We start from the raw sequence: 22480 nt of genomic DNA on the forward strand, positions 1-22480 counted from the left end.
ACGATCAAAGTGAGGGAGCTGACCGATCCGGTCAGCGAATCAGCATGAAAGGGAGATGAGCGAAATGGCAGATCTCCAGTCGACTGCCTGGACGCGCCCGCAGGACTGGCTGAGCCTGCTCGCGGGCGGATACCTGGCCCTGTCCCCGCTGTGGGTCGAGATCGACTCCACCGGGACCTGGGCAATGGTGATCGTCGGTGCGGCGATCGGTGTGATGGCACTGATCGCACTTGCCGCGCCGGGCGCCTTCATCGACGAGTGGATGACCGCGCTGGGTGGCGCCGTCGCATTCGTAGCTCCGTGGGTCTTCACCTACACCGACGCGACGGCCGCATCGTGGACCTCGTGGATCGCTGGAGGCGTGACGGTACTCGCCTCGCTGGCCGCCGTACCGGCCAGCCGGAAGGTCTACCGGCACCAGCACCACATGGTCTGAGTCCGTCGATCGAAACCCGGCGTACGCGCCACTGACCGACGCGTACGCCGGCTCCTGGAGGTGACCTTCGGATGCAGCACACGACATCGCGATGGCTGCATCGGTTCGATCGGTGGATGTACCGCGGCGGCCGGCCGAACCGGATGGCGCGCGTCCTGAACCGGATCAGTGCGATCCAGTACGCGAGCGGGATCGCGGTACCTCAGCGGGCGGTCACTCTCGACGTGGTCGGCCGACGTTCCGGCCGGGTCATCTCGTTCCCGCTGGTCCTCACGCAGTATCAGGGCGAGCGGTACCTGATCGCGATGCTCGGCGAGCAGGCCAACTGGGTTCACAACGTCCGCGCCGCCCAGGGACAGGCGGTACTGCGCCACGGTCGGCGCGAGCCGGTCCACCTCGAGGAGATCGATCCAGCCATCCGCGCGCCGATCCTCCGCCGCTTCCTCGAACTGGCTCCGGGAGCCCGGAGTCACCTCCCCGTGGAGCGCAATGCGCCCCTCACGGAGTTCGAACGCATTGCGCCCCAGTACCCCGTCTTCCGCATCACGCAGGACCCGGCGACCTGAGCAGATCTGATGCCCGCCAAGAATCGTTCGGGTCGCAAATCGTCAGCTCTGCCGGTCCGCGTCGTACCCCAGTGCGGCGAGGTGAAGTGCTCACGACTCCCCAAACCAGTTTGGGGAGTCCCACCTACCCAGATCGGGAGGTAGGACTCCCCAGTCCGTGCACAGACCCTCCCCAAACCGGTTTGGGGAGGAGCGCGTCGCGCCACGGGGCATCATGCCGGTGCCGTGCAGCAGCTGGCGCCGCGAGGACTTCCGTTCTTCATTCGCAATGTGTTCCCTCGAGGGCGCTGCCTACTGCCGGTCGGCCGAGGGCGTGGTTGACGAGTTCGAGGAGCGTGGTCGTGGTTCTGCGTAGCTTGAGTGCCTGAGCCGGAGACAGGACGTCGCAGATCCAGTTCCAATGCAGTGAGACGACGTCGCCGATCTGCACCTCGCGGGCCAGCTGGTAACCGCGTGAACCGATCAGCATCCGCCGTACGACGGGTTCGCCGAGCCGGAGCCGGCCGTTGTCGTATTCCAGCGGCCGCGCGCGTACGTCGGCAATCTCCCCGTCGACGGAGGTCACCGTTCCCCACGAGATCCGGCAACTGTCGAGCACGCGCAGCGGCTCCGCGGCGGGTCCGGCCCGAAGCAGCCCTGTCCAGGGGTAGACAGCGAACACGTGGAAGTTGTGGTGTGGCCGGCCCCCGAGCAGCGCGAGCCGGATCGGATCGGTGAGTCCGTGATCGACGCGGCTGTCGAACCGGTCGGTCAGGTGCGCCGCCAGCAACGCGCCTGGCACGTGGTCGAGCAGTTGGTTGCCCACCCAGTACGCCTCGACGACCTCGGTGTCGAGCGGATCGCGGCCGGACGCAGCCGCGATCAACGACAGGTACGGCCACGCGCCCAGGAACCGCTGGGCGATCGCCGCGAGACCACGGTCGGACACAGCGTTGCCGGCGTACTCGAGCAGTTCGCCCGAGTCGCCCGGGCCGCAATAACCGAGGGCGTTCGGCGGATAGGCGTACCGCGCGAACAGCAGCGGCCCCGGGGTCCGGATCATTGCGCCAGGACCGGCGTACGGCGGGAGCGCGCCACCATGATCAAGCCCGCGCCTGCGGCGAGCAGCGCGATCCCCACACCGGCCTGCGGTGTGACGACCGTGCCTTTGACGATCGCGTCGAGGGCGGCCGTGATTGCGGCGGCGAGCACGAGTACCGCGGTCACATCCACCGCGGGTGCCAGAGCCAGGGCTCGGTACCAGGTCGCGACGTACCCGGCCAGGAACAGTCCGGTCAGCAACGCCCAGCGCCAGCCCTCAGCGCTCAGCCCGGTGAGCGCCGACCAGTGTCCGCTGACCGCCACCCAGCCGATCAACAGCAGGACGCCCAGCCCCATTCGCGCCACCGCGAGGATATCCGGCGGAGCCGCGCCGACCAGCCGCTTCACGACGATCACCTCGACCGCCCACAGCAACGTGGCAGCAAGAATCATCAGTTCGCCGGTGCCGAACGCGAACCCACTCAGCCCACCGCCGAGCGCCGCCTGGCCGACGAGCAGCAAACCGATCGCCGTGTAGTGCAGGAGGCCGAGCCGTTCACCCAGGATCGGTACGGCGAGCAACGCCACCCACACCACGAGCGTCTTGTGCACGAACGCGGCATGTGTCGACGACGCCCGCGCCAGACCGTTGAAGAACAACACGAACGGCACCGACCCGCCAACGACAGCGACCGCGACCAGACCGGCCCAGCTCCGTCGGGTCAGCACCCGCCGGCTCGCGACCGCTCTCTGGCGGGCGAAGGTGCGGGAACCGGCCGCGACCAGGATCAGGAGGACCGCGGCGACCAGGTTCTTCGCCGTCGTGTACACCGTGGCGTCGTGGACGACGCGAACGCCGTACGAGTTGACGAACACGGACACCCCGCTGATAACGGCCGTCCCGAAGGCCAGCGCCAATCCCTGGGTCCTTGAAGCGCTCATCGTTCTGCTCCTCTGTCGTCCAGCCGGTTGACCGCGAACCCGGAGTGCACGAGCACCAGTTCACCGACGGCGGCGTCGGGAAGAAACGCGAAACAGACCTGCCGTCGTCCTTCCTCCGTATCGACCGTGCCGGTCGGTGCTGCCGGCGGCGCGTCGCCGTCGAGCTCTACCACCCGTCCTACGATGCCGATGCACATCTTGTAGCCTCCGTTCGGCTCACGGAACGGCAACGCGAGCTCGGGATGCCTGCGGGTCGCGCATCCGGAGAAGGGGCACGCCGATGCCGTACGTGAGGAAGTGGTCCTCGGGGAAGATCTCGACGATTCGGCAGCTGGACAGGCGATCCGCCGGAACCAGGTGGGCGAGTTCCGCGGACATCGATCCCGGGGCAATATGGCCGCGTGGATGGACGACGGCCCGTGCGTGGAAGCTGATCGTCGCGGGCGGGATCGGCAGGAGCAGCGACAGCAGACCACCGCGGCGTACCGGAACCGTGACGGCGACCTGGCCGGTGGCCGGAATGTGCAGGGCCTTCCAGCTGTCGGGTGCCACCGCGACGTACAGCTGGTGCGGCCCCGCCGCGTAGACGACTCCGCTCGACCGGGGCTGACCCGTCGGCGTCACGTAACTCAGTACGGCGAAGGACCGCTTCACGATCGTCCGCCAGACAAGCTCGCCGGTCACCGTCGGGCCTCCCGCGACATGGTCCAAGTTCCGCTCCGTCGCCACCATCGCCATCCCTCCCAAGCCTCGTCGTACTCGAGAGTGGCCGTTTCTCAGCGACGCGACCAGGCCCAAAGGTCCGGAGGGTCGGGACCAAAAGGCCCTGTAGACGAAACGGCGGTGCCGCTCGCCTCAGTTGGGTACGACGAGTATCGGACGGTCGGCGAATTCCAGGAGGTGGCCGACGTTGACCGGCGTACTGCCGCCCTCGGTGGGATCACGACCGACGACGATCAGGTCGGCGGTGCACTGCGCGGCGGCGGCAAGCACCCGCTCGGCGCCGGGGCCGGTGAGGATCTCCTGCTGCGTCCGCAGCCCACGCGACGACGCGCGCGCGGTCATCCGTGAGAGCATCGCCACCGCGCCCTGGGCTCGCCGCTGTGCCGCCTCCGGGATCGAGGCGGCCCGCAGCCGTGCGTCGAGCACGTGGTCCTCGACAACCGCGACGAAGGTCAACCCGGACCCGAGCGCGGCCGCCAGGTCGATCGCCACCTGGGCCGCCCGCAGCGCCGCAGCCGAGTCGTCCACCACCACCAGGATCTGCTTCATGATCTCTCCTTCGGTACCCCCGCGGCACGACCGGCCGCCCAGCGCAGCCTCACGTTCTCCTCGCGCTCGGACTCGTCGAGGCGCTGCGCCAGCGCAGTCAGCTGCTTGTCCAGTTTCGGGATCCAGCGCAGCTCGAGTGCCCGCTGCTGCTGACGGGTCAGTGCGAGCTCGTCCGACACCAGCACGACAGCGCGCTGTGCGGCCGCCAGCTGAACAGCCGCTGCGAGCGCCTCGCGGTGGGCCCGCATCGTGTGGACCAAGGCGGAGCTGCCGGCCAGATCCGGCTCCGGGCCGAAGGTGACGTCGGCGCTGGTCGGATGCCGGACGCCCATGGTCGCGTCGTACCCGACGGCGACCTCGGCGGTTTCCTCCGGCGCCGACGCGAGCAGCCTCCGCTGACCGTCCAGCGCGACACATCGCCGCGCCCAGCGCGCCGCGGCACCTGCCTTGTGCTCGAAGTCGTCGGCGGCACGTCCCGCGACCAGCTCGAGCCGCTCACACTCCACAGCGAGGGCGCGCTGCTTGCGATCCAGCAGTTCGACAGCCCGCTGTGCCGTGGCCAGCCTGGCGGTCAGCGCCAGCCTGCCCGCCCGGCCGGTCAGCCGTCCGCCGCTCATCGGACACCATCCGGCGGAAGATGCTCGTCCAGCAAGGCTTTCGAAACCATGGTCAGCTCACGCCGTGGCAGTACGGACACTGCCTGCCACAACCGGTCGAGGGTCTCGCCGAATCCCCGCGCCTCGTCCGGGCGCTGGCGCAGCAGCGAGTCCTCGAGCGACGTGGCGTAGGCGAGGTAACCGCGGTCGGTGTCGCTCAGCGCCGCGGCGCCGATCAGGTCGGCCAGCTCGGCCGCCTGCCGAGCCCGGGACAGCGCGGCGACCGCCTGCGCGGCGATCTCGAGATGGTCGTCCCTGGTGCGACCCGGCCCGGCACCGTGACGCATGAGGCGGGACAGCGAGCCGAGGACGTCGAGCGGCGGATACAGACCGCGAGCGTTCAGGTCCTCGGCGAGGACGATCTGCCCTTCGGTGATATAGCCGGTCAGGTCGGGCACCGGATGTGTGATGTCGCCGGCCGGCATGGTGAGCACCGGCATGATCGTCACCGATCCCGGACGTCCCCGGATCCTGCCGCAGCGTTCGTAGAGCGATGCCAGATCGCTGTAGAGGTATCCCGGATAGGCCCGCCGCGCCGGGATTTCCTGGCGTGCGGCCGCGACCTCGCGGACCGCATCGCAGTAACTCGTCATGTCCGACATGACCACCAGCACGTGGCTGCCCTCGGCAAAGGCTAGATGTTCGGCGACCGTGAGCGCGATTCGAGGGGTCAGCAGCCGCTCGATGACCGGATCGTCCGCACTGTTGAGCACCATGACCAGCTCGTTCGCGGCCGCACGCTCCTCCAGCGCCGTACGGACGAAGTCGATATCGGCGTGTGGCAGCCCCATCGCCGCGAAGACCACCACGAACGGATCACCGGCCGCCGACGACTGTGCCGCGACCTGGGTGGCCAACTGCAGGTGCGGCAGCCCCGGCACCGAGAAGATCGGCAGTTTCTGCCCGCGGACCACCGTGGTCATCGCGTCGATCCCCGACACCCCGGTGAGCACCGGCTCCAGCGGTGGCTCCCGTTCGACCGGGTTCAGCGGCCAGCCGTTCACCGCGGCCGTCGTCGCACCGAGAACCGGCGGTCCGCCGTCGAGAGGCTCGCCCCGCCCGTCGCAGGTCCGGCCGAGCCATCCCCGGCCGAGCGGTATCCGGAACGGGCTGCCACCGAACCGCACCCGAACCCCACCGGGCCGCATCCCCACCGTGCCTTCCAGCACCTGCAGTACGGCGAGATCGTCGGCGACCTCGAGTACGACACCGTGCCGCTCGCTGCCGTCGTCGACCTTGATCACGGCCGATTCGTCCCAGCCGACACCGCGGACACCCCGCACCACCAGGAGCGACCCCTCCATCGACCGCACGTCGCCGTACTCGAGATCCTTCACACCAATGCCTCCAGTGCTGTCGTGAGCCTGGTGCGGCAGCCCTCCAGGTCCGCGGCGGACGGGGCTTCCTCGCGCGCCCTGACCAGCGCGCCGAAGTCGAACTCCTCGATCTCCGTGGCGGCCACACCGCGATCGATCAAGGTCATGCAGCGGTCGAGGATGTCGAGGACGAGCTGCAGCAGCGCCGCTCCGCGCTCACCGGAGCAGGTGGCGTCGACCGGACTCAGCGCACTCTGCGCGAGGACCGCGTCCCGGAGCAACCGGCCGCCGAGGATCACCATCCGCTCCCGGCCGGGCAGCGTCCTGGTACCGACGATCTCGGCGAGCTCGCTCAGCCGCGCGGCCTCGGCGAGCACTTTCATGGCTCGGGCCCGGCGCGACGCCCAGCCCGGATTCTCGTGACCTGTCTGCCAGGCAGCCACAGCATCGGCGTCACGCGAGTACGACGCCGACCAGCTCACGGCCGGATAGTGCCGGGCGTACGCGAGGTCGCGATCCAGACACCACACCCCGCGGACGAACCGCTCGGTCGCCGTGGTGACCGGCTCCGTCAAATCCCCGCCAGGCGGCGAGACCGCGCCCACCACCGTAACCGCCGCAACCCGGCCGCCCTGGGTGCGGACCCGGCCGGCCCGCTCGTAGAACGCCGCGAGCGACGAGGACAGGTCCGCCGGATAGCCCTCTTCTGCAGGCAGCGCACCCACGCGGGAGGCGAACTCGCGCAGGGCCTCGGCCCACCGCGACGTCGAGTCGGCCACCACGACGGCGTGGTACCCCATGTCCCGGAAGTACTCCGCCACCGTCATCGCGGTGAAGACGCTGGCCTCGCGCGCCATCATCGGCATGTTGGAGGTGTTGGCCAGGATCACCGTGCGATCGATCATCCGGCCGCCGGTCCGCGGATCCGCGAGCTCGGCGAGGTCGGCGAGTACGTCGGCCATCTCATTTCCCCGCTCGCCGCAGCCGACGTACACGATGATGTCCGCGTCACACCACTTCGCGAGCTGCTGCAGCAGCACGGTCTTCCCGGTACCGAACCCGCCAGGCACCGCGGTCGTCGAGCCGGCGCCGATCGGAAAGATCAGATCCAGCACCCGCTGCCCGGTGTGCAGCGGCACGAACGCCTCCTCCCGCGCAGCGAACGGCCGCGGCCGCCGGACCGGCCACTGCTCGAACAGCCCGACCTCGACGTCACCGACCCGCGCCACCACCTCCCCGTCGGACACCTTCCCCGCACCGGCCAGGAACAGCAGCTCGCCACTCACTCCCGGCGGCACCAGCACCCGATGCTCGATCGCTCCGGCATCGGCGACGATGCCTAGCACTGCCCCGGCTCCGAGCTGCCGGCCGAGCACCGCGCCCGGTGCGAAGCTCCACCGGTCGGCCGTCCGCTCGCCCAGTGTCAAGGTCTGCGGTACCAGCCAGGTCGGTGCCGACGACAACGGCCGCAACAGCCCGTCGAAGACCCTGCCCAGCAAACCCGGCCCGAGACGCGCCGACAGCGGCCGCCCGGTTCGACGAACCACGTCGGCCGCCATCAGCCCGCCGGTGTACTCGAACGCCTGCAGTGTGACGGTGCCGCGGTCGATGGCGACCACTTCGGCCGGAATCCGATGATCGCCCAACTCCACGACCTCGTACATGAACGCATCCGGTACGCCGGTCGCTTCGACCAGCGGGCCGTTCACCCGCCGGATCCGGCCTGGCCGCGCCGATGTCACGGTGTCCACAGTCCGGCCACCTCCGGTCCGGATCGATCCAGCGCGCGATCCGCCAGTGCCGGCAGGCTCAGGTTGACCAGCTCGCTCCCGGCGGACGCGACGATGCCCCCGTCCGGGCTCTCCTCGATCACCGCATCCGGGCCGAGCTGCTCGCGGGCGGTGTCGATCAGCTGTCGGCGGAGTCGTTCGTACTCAGGGGTTCTGGCCAGCGCCGACGCGGCGGCACGACATCGGCGCCGAAGCTCGTCGTACAGCTCGCGCTGCGCCGACAGCGCCGATCGGCGGGCGTCGCGCCGGCCCTGCGCCAGGCGGACCGCGACGGTCGCCTTCGCGGCAGCCTCCCCGGTCGCGCGCGCCTCGGCGACGAGATCCTCCGCCGTACGGCGTGCCTGCTCGAGCAGCTCCCGGCGCTGCGACTCGGCTTTCTGCAGAACATCGGCACCGTCGGCCTGGGCCGCGGCCAGCAGCGCGGCCCGGACCGGGGCCAGGGCCGCGTCGGCGGCGACGGACAAGGGGCTGCTCATGGCGGTAGCACCACCGTCAGCACGGCGCCGGACGCGAGGCGATCCAGGCCGAGGGCCTCGGCCGCCGAGGCGGTCAGCACGACGATGCCGACGTCCGCGGGCAGGTCGCTCCACTGCCGCCGTACCTCCGCCGCCGTCGTTGCCGTCAGCAACTTGACCCCGGTCAGCCCGTAGCCCGCGGTGCGAATCGGCTCGCCGAGCACCGCCACCTGCGTCCTCATGCCTTTCCCACCAGAATGATCGCGACGATCAGTCCGTAGATCGCGATCCCTTCGGCGAGGCCGACGACCACCATCGCGCGCCCGAACAACTCCGGCCGCTCGCTCATCGCGGCCAGCGCGGCAGCACCGGTGTAGGCGACAGCGATCCCGGCACCGATTGCGGAGCCGGCCACCGCGATCGCCGCGCCGAGCAGCGCGGAACCGTTGGCCGGTACTGCCTGGCTCGCGGCCGCGGCGGCGTCGGGCCGGCCGGCGGCGAACCCCCAGTCTGAGGTCAGAATGGCGATCAGCAGCGCGACCGCACCCGTCAGCAGCACGACGTTCGCCACGGTCAGCAGCACCGCTGCCCATGGATGCCGGCGCAGGAAGTCTCTCACGATGTCACCTCCAGATCCTCCGCGGGCAGTCGCCACGGCCGGAACGGTCGTCCGTCCGTGTCGAACACCCGGGAGAACAGTTCGTAGTACTCGAGCCGAAGTGCCTGGATCCCCGCGACCAATGCCTCGAGGGCGAACGCGACGCCGGTCCCGACCACCAGCACCAGCACCGCTCCCAGGCGGCCTGGCACCGAACCGCCGTTCCACAAGGCCACGGTCCCTTGCCAGACGATGGCTCCCAACGCCGCGTGGGTGAGGCCGAACGCGGCGAGCCGGGCGAACGAGACGACGTTCGATCCCAGCCGGACCACGACGTCGAACAGCTCGACGATCGCCTGCAGTACGCCGGCCGAACCGCCACCCGCCGCCGCGAGCAGGCCGGCGAACGTGAGCACGAGACCGGCGAACCCGAGGAGCACCGCCGCGAACAGCAACCAACCATTGCTGAAGTAGAGGCCCCCGGCAACGCCACCCAGCGCGAGGAACAGCAACGCGCCGGCGATCCCGGTCCGCGCATAGAGCGCCAATCCCCAACCACCTTCGCGGAATCGGTTGACGATGCCTAGCGCGTAGGCACCGCCGAGCAACACCGCACCTACACCGATCGCGGTCAGCAGCAAGGTGATGACGTCGTCGACCGGCGAAAGCCACACGACCGGCACCAGGCCGGTCGGCCCGAACATCTCGCCGTACAGCACTCCGAACACGACACTGGCGGCGCCGGCGCCGGCGAGGAACGGCCACGCCGGCCGGACCTTCGCCAGTCGGGCGATCCGCCCGCTCCGGACGATCACCGCGCCGAGCAGGAGCAGCAGCCCGTGGCCGACGTCGCCGAACATCATCCCGAACATCGCCACATACGCGAGCCCGGCAACGAGCGCGGGGTCGACGTCGGCGTACGGGACCGTGGTGTAGGTCTGCACCAGTACCTCGAACGATCGGCCTCGTCCCCGCTGCCGCAGCAAGGTCGGCGGCTGCACCCCAGGCGGCGGCGGAAGCGGTACGGCGGCGGCGCCCGCGGGCGTCAACGCCTCCGTCAGCTCGGGCAGGAGCGCGGCCGGTGTCCAGCCGAGCAGCGCCGTTACAGGTCCGTGGGGGACCGACTGTGCCGTCCGCCGGCGGAGCTCCAGTTCGCGGTCCGACCAGTCCGGCCGACGGTCCGCGACAACGGCGAGCTCGATCTCCGGTCGAACCGGATCCAGCTCGACGACGCCCGTCGAGCTCAACCGGTCCAGTAGGTCCCGCTGCCGCTGTGTCGGCACGACCAGTGCGATCCGTTCCATCCGGACCGGGCGAACAGCGTCACGCCACGACACCGAGCACCTCCCCCGGTCCCGCGCCGTACGACGCGTCCCCGAGCGCAACCCGGACCCGCCAGCCATCGACTGCGAGGACTGCTACGGCGCCCAGGAATGCATCCACATCCGGCGTTCCCTGCCTCAGCAGGCGGAAGCCGTCCGACTCGATTCGGGCAGCCAGTCCCGCTTCCGCCCGCCAGAGCTCCGCAGGAGAGCCGACACCGTCCAGGGCCCATCGCCCGGCGACCGGCGTCGCCGTCCGCAGGTCCGGCACCGACCGGGTCCGTACCCATTCGGAGCCGATCAGCGGGACAGCGGCCCGGACGACACTCTCGGCCGGGCCTCTCGTGGCTACCAGCAACTGCTTGGCCGCCACGAGGACGGCGGCGCCAGACACCCACTCGGTTGCCTGTGGCGCCTCGGCCGCGACCATCCGCAGCCAGCGCAGGACCAGGATGTCGTGCAGTGTCTCTGCGGACGCGTCGCCGGGGTCGCCCCACGGGGACGCCGCGAGCGCTGCCCGCAACTCCGGCACGGAGATCGTGGCTGCGATCCTGGGCCAGGACAAGGCCAGGCTGCCCAATTCGTAGTACGCCTGCCGACGGCCGGGCGCCGCCAGCGCCCGGGCATGCGCCTCGATGTTCGCGAGTTCGTAGCGCGCGCCGAGAGCCCTGGCCAGACCGACCGCGGACCTCGGCAACCAGCCCGACAGGACGCGCAGCTGCCAGACCTCCGCGGCGGCAACCTGTTGCTCGGCCTCCGCGAGCGTCGTACCCGGTGCGGCCGCACGAGCGTAGGCCGTACCTTCGAGCATGCTGAGTGCGTCGGCCAGGCCGGGGGCCGACGCGAGCCGGCGTGCGGCACCGGCACCGAGACGCCGGCGAGCCATCGCCTTCGCGCGGACCATCGCCGCCACCCAGCCGGCGCTCATCGGCCAGTCCCCCGAACGTCGGCACGCAGCCGGTCCAGGACCACAGTCACCAAGCCGTCCATTCGCTGCAGACCAGCCTGCCGGAGGTCGCCGACATCCGCGGTCGCTGCTGCCCGAGTCCGGTCCACCTCGGCGTCGCCACGGGCCTGGATCGCCGCGGTGATCTCCGCCCGCTCGCCAACCGCGCGGGTACGGGCATCGGCCACCAGCCCGGCTGCCTCGTTCCGCGCAGCGGCGACGAGGTCCGCAGCCTGCTGTCCCGAGCGCCGGCGGACCTCGTCGCACGCTGCGATCGCAGCGTCGAGTGCTGCGAAGACGGCAACGAGTTCCGCCGGTACGCCGGCTCGCGTGTCCTCAGGTACGCCGACCGACCGCACGCCGCCCGGGGTACCAAGAGGGCGAAAGCGCCGCAATCGATCCAGTGTGGTGCTCATCCAGCACCTCGTGCGCGGCGGAGCACCTTCGACATCGTGTCGACCAGTAGCAACACGATCGCGCCGGCGCAGGCGTACAGCCAGCCCTGGAAGGACGGCCAGCCGCCGCCCAGGAGGTCCGCCACCGGCGGGACGCCGAGGAAGACCGCCAGCAGGACCAACTCGATGGCGAGCGCCAGCAGGAGGGTCCGGTTGGTCGTGAAGCCGACCTTGAAAACCGTGCTCCGCTCACTACGGCAGGCAAGGGCGTTCGCCATCTGCATCAGCGCGATCACCGCGAACGTGGTCCCCGAGGCGACCGCCAGTGCGGCGGCGGACGGTTCGGCACCGAAGTGCCAGCCGTGACCGGAAAGGATCAGGACGAACGCCGTCATCGCCACCACGGCCTCTGTCAACCCGAGCACACCGAACGCTCTGACCACCAGCCCACGATCGACCAGCCGGTGATGCCGGGCCGGGCCGTCCAGAACGTTCGGTCCCGGCCGCTCGACGCCGAGCGCGAGCGCCGGCAGTACGTCGGTGCCGATGTCCAGTGCCAGCACCTGCAGTACGCCGATCGCGAGCGGAATCGAACTGCCTGTCAGCGCCCAGGCCACGAACGGCGCGAGCTCCGCCACGTTGTCGGCGAGGTGGTACGTGAGAAACCGCCGTACGTTCGAGAAGGTCGCTCGGCCGAGCCGGATCGCGGTCACGATGCTCGCGAAGTGATCGTCCAGCAGGACCAGGTCGGCCGAGGCACGGGCGACATCGCTGCCGGAAGCGCCCATCGCGACGCCGACATCGGCCTCGCGCAGCGCCGGCGCGTCGTTGACACCGTCCCCGGTCATCGCCACCACGTGACCGCGCTTGCGCAACGCCCGCGCGATCCGCAACTTGTCCTGCGGTGTCACCCTGGCGACCACGACCCCGTCGTCACGGTCGAGCAACTCCCCCAGGCGCTCGTCGTCGTCCGGCAGGTCGGAGCCATTGACCACCAGGCCGCCGGACCGGAGCAGGCCGACCTCCCGTGCGATCACCTCAGCGGTCGCAGCGTGATCGCCGGTCACCACCGCGATCCGTACCCCGGCCTGCCGACAGGCCGCGAGGGCGGCGTGAACATCGGTCCGTGGCGGATCCTCCAGTCCGACCACGGCCATTAGCTCGAGTGCGTCGGCGCTGAGCTTCAACTGGCCGTCGTGCACCAGTACGCCGGATGCCTGCGTCACCGCGAGCACACGCCGCCCGCGCCTGGCCAGACTGTCCACCGCGGCCGTCGCATCCGGACCGCCGTTGGTCCGGCAGTACGGCATCAGGGCGTCCGGCGCACCGATCACCACAGTGTTGCCGTCGACAACTACCGCGCTGTACCTCGTCTCGCTGGTGAAGGTGACCCGGTGGGTAATGGTCGCCCGATCCACCGGCGGCACCCCGAGGCGTCGGGCGAGCACGTCGACGGCGACCTCCATCGGATCACCTTCCGCGACCCACCGGTCCTTGGCCCGCGCCGCTCTGCCCCTGATACAGGCGATCGCCGCCGCGGCGGCCCTCGCAGCGGCCTGGATCGCCGCCGGATCCCCCTCGGCCGGACCTTGCGGATCGTAGCCGTGACTCTCCATCGCGACCGATCCACGCGGCGTCCAGACCTCCAGGACCTCCATCTGGTTCATCGTCAACGTGCCGGTCTTGTCGGTGCACACGTACGTCGTCGCGCCGAGCGTCTCGACCGCGTCCAGCCGTCTGACCAGGGCATTGCCGTGTGCCATCCGCTGCGCGCCCCGGGCCAGCGACAACGTCACCGTGGGCAGCAGCCCCTCGGGGACGAGCGCCACCATCACCCCCACCCCGAACAGGAGCGCGTGGGAGACACTCAGGCCGAGCACCAGCGACACCGCCGTGAGTGAGACGCCGACGGCTACGGCGATCACCGCGATGACCCGGATCAGGCGATGCAGCTCGACAGTCAACGGACTGGGCGGGCGGTCCGCGCTCTCGGTCAGAGACTGGATCCCGGCCAACCGGGTGTTCCCGGCAACCGCCGTGACGACAGCGTCTGCCTCGCCCTGAACGACGAACGTTCCCGCGAACACCTGCTGTCCGTACGACGGCCGGACCGGGACCGACTCGCCGGTGAGCATCGACTCGTCCACTCCGAGCGCATGCACCGTGACCAGCCGCAGATCGGCCGAAATCCGATCGCCGGCGCTGAGCACGACAAGATCGTCGCGGACCAGCTGGGTCGCATCCACAGTCGTGACCTGGCCGTCACGGATCACCTGGGTGCGCGCCGGCAGCAAGTCACGTAGTCGTTCGGCGGCGCGGTCGGCGCGGTACTCCTGGGCGAACGAGAAGAGGCCGTTCAGGACGATGATGACCACGATCGCGACCGCGAGCGGCGCCAGTCCCGCGGCCAGCGCCAGTGCCGCGGCGACCCACAGCATCAGCGCGAACAGATGCGTCAGCTGCCCGGCGAGGATCTTCCAGGTCGGTGTACGCCGCGGCGCGGGCAACTCGTTCGGCCCGTCGGCGACGAGCCGTCGCGCCGCGTCCGCCGCGGACAAGCCGCGAACTATCGGTGCCTGCACGCTGGGCATGACCACCTCCCCCATGAGGATCCCGGCTCTCGCTACCACCGCAGCAGGGCCTAAGGTCCCCAATTGGTTGCCGAACGGACCGCCAGTCATGACCCGCGGGTAACGCGTTGTGGTGCATTCTGACGGTGACTTCCCGTAGTGTTGACGCGTGACTGACGGCACAAGGTCAGGGCGTGGGGGCTGGGACGAGGGCGCACTGGAGTACGCAGGCCTGTCCCGGGTGCGTCTTGATGCGCTCTTGCAGGAGCTGCTCGGGCGTGTCGACGAGATCATGGAGTACCAGGAACGCCTGCGGGCGCTCCTCGACGCGGTCGTCGGCATCGGTGCGGATCTGGATCTGAACAGCACCCTGGACCGCATCGTCACCGCGGCCTGCGAACTCGCCGGGTCCCGGTACGGCGCGCTCGGCGTCGTCGGGCCCGACGGCAGGCGGCTCGTCCGGTTCATCACCCGCGGGGTCACCGATGAGGAGATCGCCGCCATCGGACCGTATCCCGAGGGCCACGGCATCCTCGGCCTGCTGATCGAGCACCCGGAGCCGATCCGGATGCACGATCTGGCGGAGCACCCCCAGTCGTACGGCTTCCCGGCCAACCACCCGCCGATGAAGAGCTTCCTCGGAGTCCCGATCCGGACCCGCGAACACGCCTACGGCAACCTGTACCTGACCGAGAAGACCGGCGGCGCCGACTTCACCGAAGACGACGAACGCACCGTCACCGCCCTGGCCGCCGCAGCCGGCGTCGTCATCGACAACGCCCGGCTGTACGCCGACACCGAACAGCGCCGCCGCTGGCATGAGGTGACCGCTGAGATCACGCAGCTGATGCTCGGCGAATTCGATCCGGACCAAGCACTCCAGCTGATCGCGCGGAGGTCTCGCGAGGTGTCCGGCACCTACGTCGCGGCCGTGCTGTTCGCGGACGGCAACGACTTGGTGGTCCGGGCCGTCGACGGGCCGCCGGAGTTCCAGCGCTTCCTCGGTGAGCGGTTGCCTGCCGACCTTCCGGTGCTGGGTCGTGCTTTGACCGGCGGCGAGCAGGTGACGATCGAGGACCTGGCCGAGTTGCTGAAGGACAACGGCAGCCTGACCGAGTTTCCCGAAGGCGCGCGGCTCGGCCGTACGACGATGGCGCCGCTGCCGGCAGGTACTACCGGCACCGGTGGCCTGCTCGTGGTGGCGTCCGCACAAGGCCCGGACACCGGGATGTCCGACGGCGCCGACCTGGTCCGGATGTTCGCCGGCCAGGCCACGCTGGCCCTGGAACGTGCTCAGTCGCAACGCGACCGCGACATGCTCGCGGTCCTCGAGGACCGCGACCGGATCGCACGGGACCTGCACGACCTCGTCATCCAGCGGCTCTTCGCCACCGGGCTGCAGCTCCAGGGAATGCATCGCCTGGCGCGTCCCGAACACCAGGAACGGCTGGCCCAGGCGGTCGACGACATCGACGCCACCATCCATGACCTCCGGGCCGCGATCTTCGGGCTCCAGCAGGCCCCCGGCGCCAGCACGCTACGCGGCGACATCCAGGCCCTGGTCAACGAGTACACCGAGCCGCTCGGGTTCCGGCCGCGCCTGATCTGCAGCGGTCCGATCGAAACCGCCGTACCCGCCGCGACCAGACCACAGATCCTCGCCACGATCCGCGAGTCACTGTCCAACATCGTCCGCCACGCCAAAGCCTCACAAGCGACCGTAGAGGTCTCGGTCGGCGACGGTCTCGTCCTGGCGCGCATCACCGACGACGGCGTCGGGATCGGCCCGAGCGCCCGTCGCAGCGGCCTCCGGAACCTCACCGAACGCGCGCAGACCCTCGGCGGCACCGTTCGGATCACCAGCAACGATCCCCGCGGCACAGTCATCGAGCTCCAGGCACCGACCGACTGATCAGATGTCGAGCTCGTGCTCGCGAAGACGGGCACGAGCTTCGTCGAAGTCTTCGCGGGTGATCTCACCCGCGGCGAAGCGGCGTTCCAGAATGTCCAACGGGGACGGAGGGCTGAGCGGACGGGACGGCCGGGTTCGATGGATCAGCCAGACAGAGCCCCACACCGCGGCTCCGATCACCGCGACCCACAGCACCAGCCCGATCACCATCCAGCCTGCGCCGCCACCCATCCAGTGCATCATGGTTGTGTACCTCCTTCTGTTCACGCGGGTTCGCGGGGCCGCGCGTCAGCTTGTACTCGCCGCCGGAACGATTGCCAGTGGGCAGGTCGCGTGATGCAGGACGCCTCGGGTCACCGACCCGAGCAGGAACGAGGCGACCCGCGTGGGGTGGCGAGTGCCGAGGACCAGCAACTGCGCGTCGCTTTCCTCGGCGGCTGTGACGATCCCGTCCACCGCATGACCGCGCCGGACCTCCACCTCGAGGACCTGCTCGGGGAACTTCTCGTGCCATGCGGCCACCACGTTCGCAAAGCGACGCTCGGCAGTCTCGGCCATCTCGGCGCTGACGCCCGCGACATTGATCGCGTCCCAGCTGTACATGGCCGGTAGGTCCCAGACATGAACCAGCCGAATCGGCAGTCCTCGCTCCGCCGCCGCGGCAACCGCGAACGCCCTCACGGCGATGTTGTCGTCGTCCTCGTCCAGGGCGACCAGCACCGGCCCGGCGTGATCGGACGGCTTCCAGTACTCCGGCACAACCACCACCGGGACCGTCGCCTGTGCGACAACCGCCTCCGACGTCGAACCGACCAGCAACCGCTTGAACGTTCCCAGCCCGCGGCGGCCGACGACCAGCATCCGGCTGTCCGCAGCCGCCTGGGCGAGTTTCCTCGCCGGCTGGCCGACCATCAGGTCGGCCTCGTTGTCCAAGGTTCCCGGGCTCTCGTCCAGGTACTTCTGCACGTCATTGACCAACTCCATCGACGCGTCGTCGACGGCGTCAGCCTCCCACCCGGGAACGTGCCGGAGCTTCTCGTCGATGACGTGCACCACCTGGAGGGGCTCTCGCCGGAGCAACGACTCCTCGAGGGCCCACTCCAGGGCACCGGTGTCACGCCAGGAGCCGTCAACCCCCACGTGGATAACCGGCTTGACAGTCATCGAGCTCACCGGAGCCACGGGTACTTGCGGACGAAGTCCAGACCGCTCCACCACTTGCCGAAGCCCCACACGTTGCCCGCAGCAACCAGCGCAAGGACGATGACCGTGACGGCGCCGACGATGTGGTCGTCCAGCACCGGGTTGTTCTCCGGCGGCAGGTTCGCGGACCACATCAGCAGGTACAGCAGCGTGCCGGCGACGGCGGCGATCCGCATCCCGATACCGAACGTCAGGGCCAGGCCGATACCTGCCAGGCCGACCATGAACAGCGGACTGACCCACCAGTCACCGACCAGCGTGTGGTAGAAGTCCGCGAACGGGCCGCTGGTTCCCTTGCCGAGGAACCCGGCCGTCGGGTCACCGCCGTCGATCCAGCCCTTGCCCGACTTGGTCGCGTAGCCGAGGCCGAACAGCTTGTCGACGAAGGCCCACAGGAAGGTCAGGCCGACGACAATCCGCAGGACGGCGAGCGCACGGCCGGCCGCGGTAGTGATGATCGGGTGCCGATCACCGTCCGGCTCCATCGCAGGAACCGGGAGATCGTGCCGCTGGCGCGAGGTGGTGCTCATGATGTTGTCCTTCCACTCGAATCTGATACTCCGATCCTGAGATCTCCCGGCTCCGATGGTCAGAGCCCTTGTCACCCATTCCTCAGCCGAACGGCCCGCCCTGTCCGGGACGTATGTCGCTGTCCGGCACGCCGGCTCGGGCGGATGGTGGAATCGGGAGAACTGCCCGAGGAGGTACCGATGCTCACCGACCAGCTGTCGACCGAGGCTCTCGGTGTGCTGCTGCACGCCGCCGATGCCGCCGGCCCGCACCTCGCCCGGCCCTGGCGGCTCGAGGTGGACGGCCACTTGATCGACGTCCATCTGGACGCGGCAACCGCCCTCCCCGAGCCGATCGCACGCGCCGAGCGCATTGCCACCGGCGCAGCGCTCTTCAACGTGCGCTGCGCCGCCGCCTCACTCAGCCTCCAGACCTGGTTCAGCCTGTATCCCTACCCGCAGAATCGGTCCCTCGCCGCCCGGATCGTCATCGAACCGACCGGTCTACCCGACGAGGAACTGCGCAAGCTGTACCGCGCGATCCTCTCGCGCCATCTGCTTCGGCCCCCGAGCGGTCCGGACGTCGCGGCCCGGTTCGCGCTCGAACGCGCGGCCGAGCTCGAGAACGCGCATGTCCAGTGGCTACCGGCAGGGGTCCGGTCCTTGGGCCTGATCACCACCGACCTGGACCAACCTGCCGACCAGATCCACCTCGGCATGGCGCGGCAACGCGTCCTCCTCACCGCCTTGTCCCACGACGTAAGGACGACCTGCCTCAACCACACGCTGATCCGCTTCGGCGAGTCTCCGGCAGAGGCGGACGCCCGCGAGCAAAGGAGTGACGCGTCATGACAACCACGCTCACGCTTCCGCTGCGGTTCAGTGCAGAGATGGCGCGGCTGGCCCGCTTCCACCGCGACGTCCACTGGACCGGCACGATCCAGGCCGGCAGCACCGGCCCTGACAGTCCTGCGATGACCGCAACCGGGCAAGCCCGGTATCGCATCATCCAGGACGGGCTCTGGATCGTGGGCGACCACGAGCAGGACCTGTACCTGACCGACGGCACGTTCGTCCGTCACTCACAGCTTCACTGGGTAGCCGGCTGGGATCCCGAGGCCTGCGAGTACCGCGCCTCGGCCGCCGACAGCGACGGTCACCTGAACTTCCTGTCCGGCACCATCGGCGGCCGCTTGCTCACGTTCGAGTCCATCGGCCGCCCGCGCGTACGCACCCGCCTGTTCTGGCATGTCGCCGACGCCGAGACGATGACCTGGCGCAACGAGGTCTCCGTCGACGGCGGCCCCTTCCAACTGGTCGAACGCTACGTCTGCACAAGCTCAGCTTGACTGCTCGTGCCGGCGGACGATCGCGACGGGCGAGTCCGCATGGTGCAGAAGGCTCTGACTGACAGATCCCAGCAGCAGTCCGGCGACACCGCCCCGGCCACGCGAGCCCACGACCATCAGGGACGCGGTCGTCGACAGCTCGACGAGCACGTCGCTCGGCCGGCCGTTGAGCACCGACGCCCGTACGTTGACGGTCGGATACTTCTCCCGGTACGCCGCGAGGTTCTCGACGAGCCAGTTCTTCAACAGCTGCCTGGTAGTCGCGATCGGTGCGATGTGCTGCTCCGGCGCCTGCCAGCAGTGGACGACCTTCAGCGCCTGTCCGGTCCGTGCTGCCTCCTCGAACGCGAACGCGACGGCGTCATCCGACAACTCGGAGCCGTCGGCACCGACGACGATGGGGCCGGTACGGCGTTCGCCGCGCACCACGACCACCGGGCACGGCGCCTTCGCCGCGACTGCCGTCGCCACCGACCCGAGCACCGCGGCCGACATCTTGCTCCGCGACCGCGAGCCGAGCACGACCATCTCCGCGCCCGCGGCCTCGGTCAGGATCGCGTTCGCCGCGTCACCGTGGACCAGCCGCCCGGACACATCGTCGTACCCGAGCTGGTCGCGCGCGAACTCGACGGCCTCGTCGAGCCCCTGCCGGAAGACATCAGGCTCCACCGGTAGCGGCACGTACCCGGCCATCCCGATCGCCGGCCACTGCTCGACCTCGTTCAGGTAGGCGCGCACGACCCGCATCGCCAGACCCTGCTGCTGCGCCGTGTCGACAGCCCAGCGCAGCGCGATCTGGCTCTCGGGTGCGTCGTCCACACCCACGAGGATGTACTTCGTCATTGTCAGTGATCCCTTCATCGATAGCTCAATCAGCTGTGCGGATCGCCGTGACCGCGAAGGCCTCGACGCCCTGGTAGTGGCCACCGGTCGAGGCGACGATCACCACGGCCGGATCAGTTGCCCCCTGGAACGTCACCTGTGCCGACCACGGCTGCCCTTCGCCGCCCGCGGCGACGCAGCAGAACGTCCCGAGCCGTGCGCCCGTGGAGGCCTGGCGTACGTCGACGCGAATCGCCTCGTCGACACCAGTGATCCGACCACCGACGGTCAACGGCGAGCCGGCCACCGCGCCGTACCGCGGCTGTGTCAGCGTCAGGCTGCTGTCGCGCGTCCCGACGACCTCCCACGGCGCGTCGTCCCCCGGGCCGAGCCGGGCGAGGTGAATGACGGCGGCGACCGACGGCGGGTTCTTGTCCGCCCGGTAGCCGACCGATACGAAAGCTTCGTCACCCCGGACGGACTTCGCCACGACCAGGCCGATCTCGTCGAAACCCAGGAATCCGTTCGTGAACGACAGCGCGGTCTGTGCCGGGTCCAGGTGCCAGGGCTGCTTGCCGCCACTGCGATACGCCTGCTGCCAGGCCGTCGCGGCACTCTCGGATGTGAACGGCCACAACGGCTGGTACCGGAATGTCCGGTGGTCAGGGCTGGTCGTCGGCGTCCGCGACGACGTGGGCTCCGGCGTGGCAGTGACTGTCACCGTCGGGCCGGGCTGCGTGACGGTCGGGCTGGGCCCGGGCGCCGTACCGGACGGCTCGTCGTCGTTGTTGAGGACGACGACCGTCAGCACCGCGACCGCGATGATCGCCAGACTCGAGAGCACGATCGCCCACCGAGCACGCAACCCGACGGCCTGGCCGTCCGGGGATCGCTCAGGACCATTGTCAGTCATGGCTTCCTCCTACTTCTGACCGCGGAGCCAGCGGGGGGCGACGGCGAGCCATTCCTCGGCCCAGTCACGCGAGCGACGGCGGTCCAGCGGGACGCAGGCGAGGCGTACCGCGCCCCACAGGAGCAGCCAGGAGCCGGCGACCAGGAGGATTCCGATCCAGCTGCCGATCGCGGCGTTGTCGCCTGGCGATCGCGGTGCCGCAACGACGTCGCCGGCCTGGTTGAGCCAGACCGGCACCTCGGCATCGGCCTTGGTCCCGATCACGACGTTCGTCGCTCCCTGGCGCTGGAGACCCGAGGGATCGACATAACTGATCTGGACCCGCGTCAGTACGTTTCCGGGCGTCGTCGGCACCTGGCCCTCGGTGCTTTCCAGGGTCCGTGCCTTCACCTCGTGCAGACTCGCGCGCTGCCGTTGCGCCGAGGCGTCGCCCGCGTTGCGGTACGACGTCCCGACGGCAGCGCCGATCGGGATCACCAGCAGTGCGGCAACGAGTGCGCACCACAACACAGCCGTCTCGATCCGGTCGGATCGGCGACGCAGCGGATTCCGCCCGAACCCCAGCCGACGGGCCAGCATCAGCACCCACAGCTCCCCGGACCGCTTCTTCCCGGTGCTCATGACAACCCCCTCAACCCGGTGACCGACATAGAGCCAGAGTCACCCCGGCGCCACCGCGTGGGTCAGGGCCTAAGGTCCCGACCCGCCCGGCCCGTGGTCCCCACGACGACAGGGGCTCGCGGCGGACGCCTGCCGATGCGGGTCGCCACGAACAAGCCGAAGAGGGCAAGGGCGCCGCCGACCAGGCCGTCGAACAGGTAGTGGTTGGCGGTCAGGACGATCGCCGCGAGCATCAGCAGCGGCATCAGCCAGCCGAACAAACGGATGATCCAATGACCGCCGAGGCCGGCCACCGCGATCCCCATCAGCAGGTTCCAGCCGAAGTGCAGGCTCGGTACGGCGGCGTACTGGTTGACGAACGCCGGTGGCTGTAGCACCCGGTACGCCGAGGTCCGCTCGGTGACCGTGTCGACGAAGCCGTACATCGTCAGGAATCGTGGCGGTGCGACCGGGAACACGGCGAAGATCACCAGACCGATCCCGCCGGAGATCAGCATCGCGTTACGAAACCGCAGGTAGGCCTCGCGATGCCGGAACAGCAACCATCCCAAGGTCGCCAGCAGCACCGGCCAATGGCCGTAGATGTAGATGTAGCCGACCAGTTCGGCCAGCCAGCTGTGCGCGGTCACTACTCGCTGCAGCCTCGGCTCGACGAACACGCCCGCGGAGCGTTCGAGGTCCACGACGTCCTCGGCGTTGCGGTAGGCGACGTCGACGCGGGTCGTGATCAGCCCGCGAACACCGAAGTACAGGACGATCGCGGCCGTGATGACCGTCATCTCCCGGACAACCTGCCGCCTGCGGCTGATCACGCGCAACATCGTCGTCCCCCTGTCCTGTCGACACCCTGTATCCAGACTCGCGAGG

At 69.7% G+C, this 22480-nt stretch carries 27 protein-coding genes; 5 read left to right on the forward strand and 22 right to left on the reverse strand.

Going from position 1 to position 22480, the window contains the following annotated elements; translation table 11 throughout:
• Positions 1-64 precede the first annotated feature (64 nt).
• Complete coding sequence (locus EV651_RS20430) at positions 65-436, forward strand: SPW repeat protein (RefSeq protein WP_166658675.1); 372 nt, start codon at positions 65-67, stop codon at positions 434-436.
• A 71-nt stretch (positions 437-507) separates the two neighbouring features.
• The gene (locus EV651_RS20435) at positions 508-1002 is read left to right on the forward strand and encodes a nitroreductase/quinone reductase family protein (protein ID WP_202870419.1); all 495 of its coding nucleotides are present in this window, start codon (positions 508-510) and stop codon (positions 1000-1002) included.
• Positions 1003-1261: 259 nt separating this feature from the next.
• On the opposite strand, the gene EV651_RS20440 is transcribed toward EV651_RS20435, so the two are convergent.
• The 15 genes from EV651_RS20440 to EV651_RS20510 form a co-directional block, all read right to left on the reverse strand.
• Entirely contained in the window at positions 1262-2044 is a 783-nt protein-coding gene (locus EV651_RS20440) for a DUF6390 family protein (protein ID WP_133786812.1), read from the reverse strand.
• Complete coding sequence (locus EV651_RS20445) at positions 2041-2964, reverse strand: DMT family transporter (RefSeq protein ID WP_133786813.1); 924 nt, start codon at positions 2962-2964, stop codon at positions 2041-2043. Before EV651_RS20445 ends, EV651_RS20440 begins: the two co-directional genes overlap by 4 nt.
• Positions 2961-3161: a HypC/HybG/HupF family hydrogenase formation chaperone gene (locus tag EV651_RS20450; RefSeq protein WP_133786814.1), complete on the reverse strand. Its 201-nt coding sequence runs from the start codon at positions 3159-3161 to the stop codon at positions 2961-2963. The genes EV651_RS20445 and EV651_RS20450 overlap by 4 nt, the downstream gene beginning before the upstream one ends.
• A 19-nt stretch (positions 3162-3180) precedes the next feature.
• Positions 3181-3648, reverse strand: a complete 468-nt coding sequence (locus EV651_RS20455; protein ID WP_238157090.1) for a pyridoxamine 5'-phosphate oxidase family protein — start codon at positions 3646-3648, stop codon at positions 3181-3183.
• A gap of 171 nt (positions 3649-3819) precedes the next feature.
• Positions 3820-4236 (reverse strand): universal stress protein, encoded by a 417-nt coding sequence (locus EV651_RS20460; RefSeq protein ID WP_133786816.1) that lies wholly within the window; start codon positions 4234-4236, stop codon positions 3820-3822.
• Entirely contained in the window at positions 4233-4853 is a 621-nt protein-coding gene (locus EV651_RS20465; protein WP_133786817.1) for a V-type ATP synthase subunit D, read from the reverse strand. Before EV651_RS20465 ends, EV651_RS20460 begins: the two co-directional genes overlap by 4 nt.
• Entirely contained in the window at positions 4850-6229 is a 1380-nt protein-coding gene (locus EV651_RS20470; RefSeq protein ID WP_202870420.1) for a V-type ATP synthase subunit B, read from the reverse strand. Before EV651_RS20470 ends, EV651_RS20465 begins: the two co-directional genes overlap by 4 nt.
• On the reverse strand, positions 6226-7959 hold the full coding sequence (locus EV651_RS20475; protein WP_133786818.1) for a V-type ATP synthase subunit A: 1734 nt from the start codon (positions 7957-7959) through the stop codon (positions 6226-6228). Before EV651_RS20475 ends, EV651_RS20470 begins: the two co-directional genes overlap by 4 nt.
• Complete coding sequence (locus EV651_RS20480; protein ID WP_133786819.1) at positions 7947-8474, reverse strand: V-type ATP synthase subunit E family protein; 528 nt, start codon at positions 8472-8474, stop codon at positions 7947-7949. Before EV651_RS20480 ends, EV651_RS20475 begins: the two co-directional genes overlap by 13 nt.
• On the reverse strand, positions 8471-8695 hold the full coding sequence (locus EV651_RS20485) for a hypothetical protein (RefSeq protein WP_133786820.1): 225 nt from the start codon (positions 8693-8695) through the stop codon (positions 8471-8473). Before EV651_RS20485 ends, EV651_RS20480 begins: the two co-directional genes overlap by 4 nt.
• The gene (locus tag EV651_RS20490; RefSeq protein ID WP_202870421.1) at positions 8692-9072 is read right to left on the reverse strand and encodes an ATP synthase subunit C; all 381 of its coding nucleotides are present in this window, start codon (positions 9070-9072) and stop codon (positions 8692-8694) included. Before EV651_RS20490 ends, EV651_RS20485 begins: the two co-directional genes overlap by 4 nt.
• Entirely contained in the window at positions 9069-10388 is a 1320-nt protein-coding gene (locus EV651_RS20495) for a V-type ATPase 116kDa subunit family protein (protein ID WP_202870422.1), read from the reverse strand. Before EV651_RS20495 ends, EV651_RS20490 begins: the two co-directional genes overlap by 4 nt.
• Positions 10375-11301: a V-type ATPase subunit gene (locus EV651_RS20500; protein ID WP_133786822.1), complete on the reverse strand. Its 927-nt coding sequence runs from the start codon at positions 11299-11301 to the stop codon at positions 10375-10377. Before EV651_RS20500 ends, EV651_RS20495 begins: the two co-directional genes overlap by 14 nt.
• A complete protein-coding gene (locus EV651_RS20505) occupies positions 11298-11735 on the reverse strand; it encodes a hypothetical protein (RefSeq protein WP_133786823.1) in 438 nt (145 codons plus the stop codon). The genes EV651_RS20500 and EV651_RS20505 overlap by 4 nt, the downstream gene beginning before the upstream one ends.
• The gene (locus EV651_RS20510) at positions 11732-14305 is read right to left on the reverse strand and encodes a cation-transporting P-type ATPase (protein ID WP_133786824.1); all 2574 of its coding nucleotides are present in this window, start codon (positions 14303-14305) and stop codon (positions 11732-11734) included. The genes EV651_RS20505 and EV651_RS20510 overlap by 4 nt, the downstream gene beginning before the upstream one ends.
• A gap of 148 nt (positions 14306-14453) precedes the next feature.
• On the opposite strand from EV651_RS20510, the gene EV651_RS20515 reads away from it, so the two are divergent.
• Complete coding sequence (locus EV651_RS20515; protein WP_202870423.1) at positions 14454-16196, forward strand: GAF domain-containing protein; 1743 nt, start codon at positions 14454-14456, stop codon at positions 16194-16196.
• Here the strand turns inward: EV651_RS20515 and EV651_RS20520 are convergent, their stop codons facing one another.
• Genes EV651_RS20520 through EV651_RS20530 form a run of 3 tightly spaced genes read right to left on the reverse strand, consistent with a single transcriptional unit; the run spans position 16197 to position 17929 of the window.
• Complete coding sequence (locus EV651_RS20520; RefSeq protein WP_133786825.1) at positions 16197-16439, reverse strand: SHOCT domain-containing protein; 243 nt, start codon at positions 16437-16439, stop codon at positions 16197-16199.
• Between the two features lie 45 nt (positions 16440-16484).
• Positions 16485-17360, reverse strand: coding sequence for a universal stress protein (locus EV651_RS20525; protein ID WP_133786826.1), 876 nt, complete (start codon positions 17358-17360; stop codon positions 16485-16487).
• 5 nt (positions 17361-17365) lie between these two features.
• Complete coding sequence (locus tag EV651_RS20530) at positions 17366-17929, reverse strand: hypothetical protein (protein ID WP_238157091.1); 564 nt, start codon at positions 17927-17929, stop codon at positions 17366-17368.
• Positions 17930-18109: 180 nt separating this feature from the next.
• Between EV651_RS20530 and EV651_RS20535 the strand changes: the two genes are divergently transcribed.
• Together EV651_RS20535 and EV651_RS20540 are read left to right on the forward strand one after the other, a co-directional pair.
• The gene (locus EV651_RS20535) at positions 18110-18760 is read left to right on the forward strand and encodes a hypothetical protein (RefSeq protein ID WP_133786827.1); all 651 of its coding nucleotides are present in this window, start codon (positions 18110-18112) and stop codon (positions 18758-18760) included.
• The gene (locus tag EV651_RS20540) at positions 18757-19257 is read left to right on the forward strand and encodes a DUF1579 family protein (RefSeq protein ID WP_133786828.1); all 501 of its coding nucleotides are present in this window, start codon (positions 18757-18759) and stop codon (positions 19255-19257) included. The genes EV651_RS20535 and EV651_RS20540 overlap by 4 nt, the downstream gene beginning before the upstream one ends.
• On the opposite strand, the gene EV651_RS20545 is transcribed toward EV651_RS20540, so the two are convergent.
• The 4 genes from EV651_RS20545 to EV651_RS20560 form a co-directional block, all read right to left on the reverse strand.
• Positions 19249-20100: a universal stress protein gene (locus EV651_RS20545; RefSeq protein WP_166658677.1), complete on the reverse strand. Its 852-nt coding sequence runs from the start codon at positions 20098-20100 to the stop codon at positions 19249-19251. The two genes, EV651_RS20540 and EV651_RS20545, sit on opposite strands and share 9 nt — an antisense overlap.
• 25 nt (positions 20101-20125) lie before the next feature.
• Positions 20126-20992, reverse strand: a complete 867-nt coding sequence (locus EV651_RS20550) for a hypothetical protein (protein ID WP_202870424.1) — start codon at positions 20990-20992, stop codon at positions 20126-20128.
• 9 nt (positions 20993-21001) lie between these two features.
• Positions 21002-21613: a hypothetical protein gene (locus tag EV651_RS20555; protein WP_133786830.1), complete on the reverse strand. Its 612-nt coding sequence runs from the start codon at positions 21611-21613 to the stop codon at positions 21002-21004.
• A gap of 62 nt (positions 21614-21675) precedes the next feature.
• Positions 21676-22425 (reverse strand): phosphatase PAP2 family protein, encoded by a 750-nt coding sequence (locus EV651_RS20560; RefSeq protein ID WP_166658678.1) that lies wholly within the window; start codon positions 22423-22425, stop codon positions 21676-21678.
• Positions 22426-22480: the final 55 nt, after the last annotated feature.

Source organism: Kribbella sp. VKM Ac-2571, from assembly GCF_004362255.1.
In the GTDB taxonomy this organism is placed as follows: domain Bacteria; phylum Actinomycetota; class Actinomycetes; order Propionibacteriales; family Kribbellaceae; genus Kribbella; species Kribbella pratensis.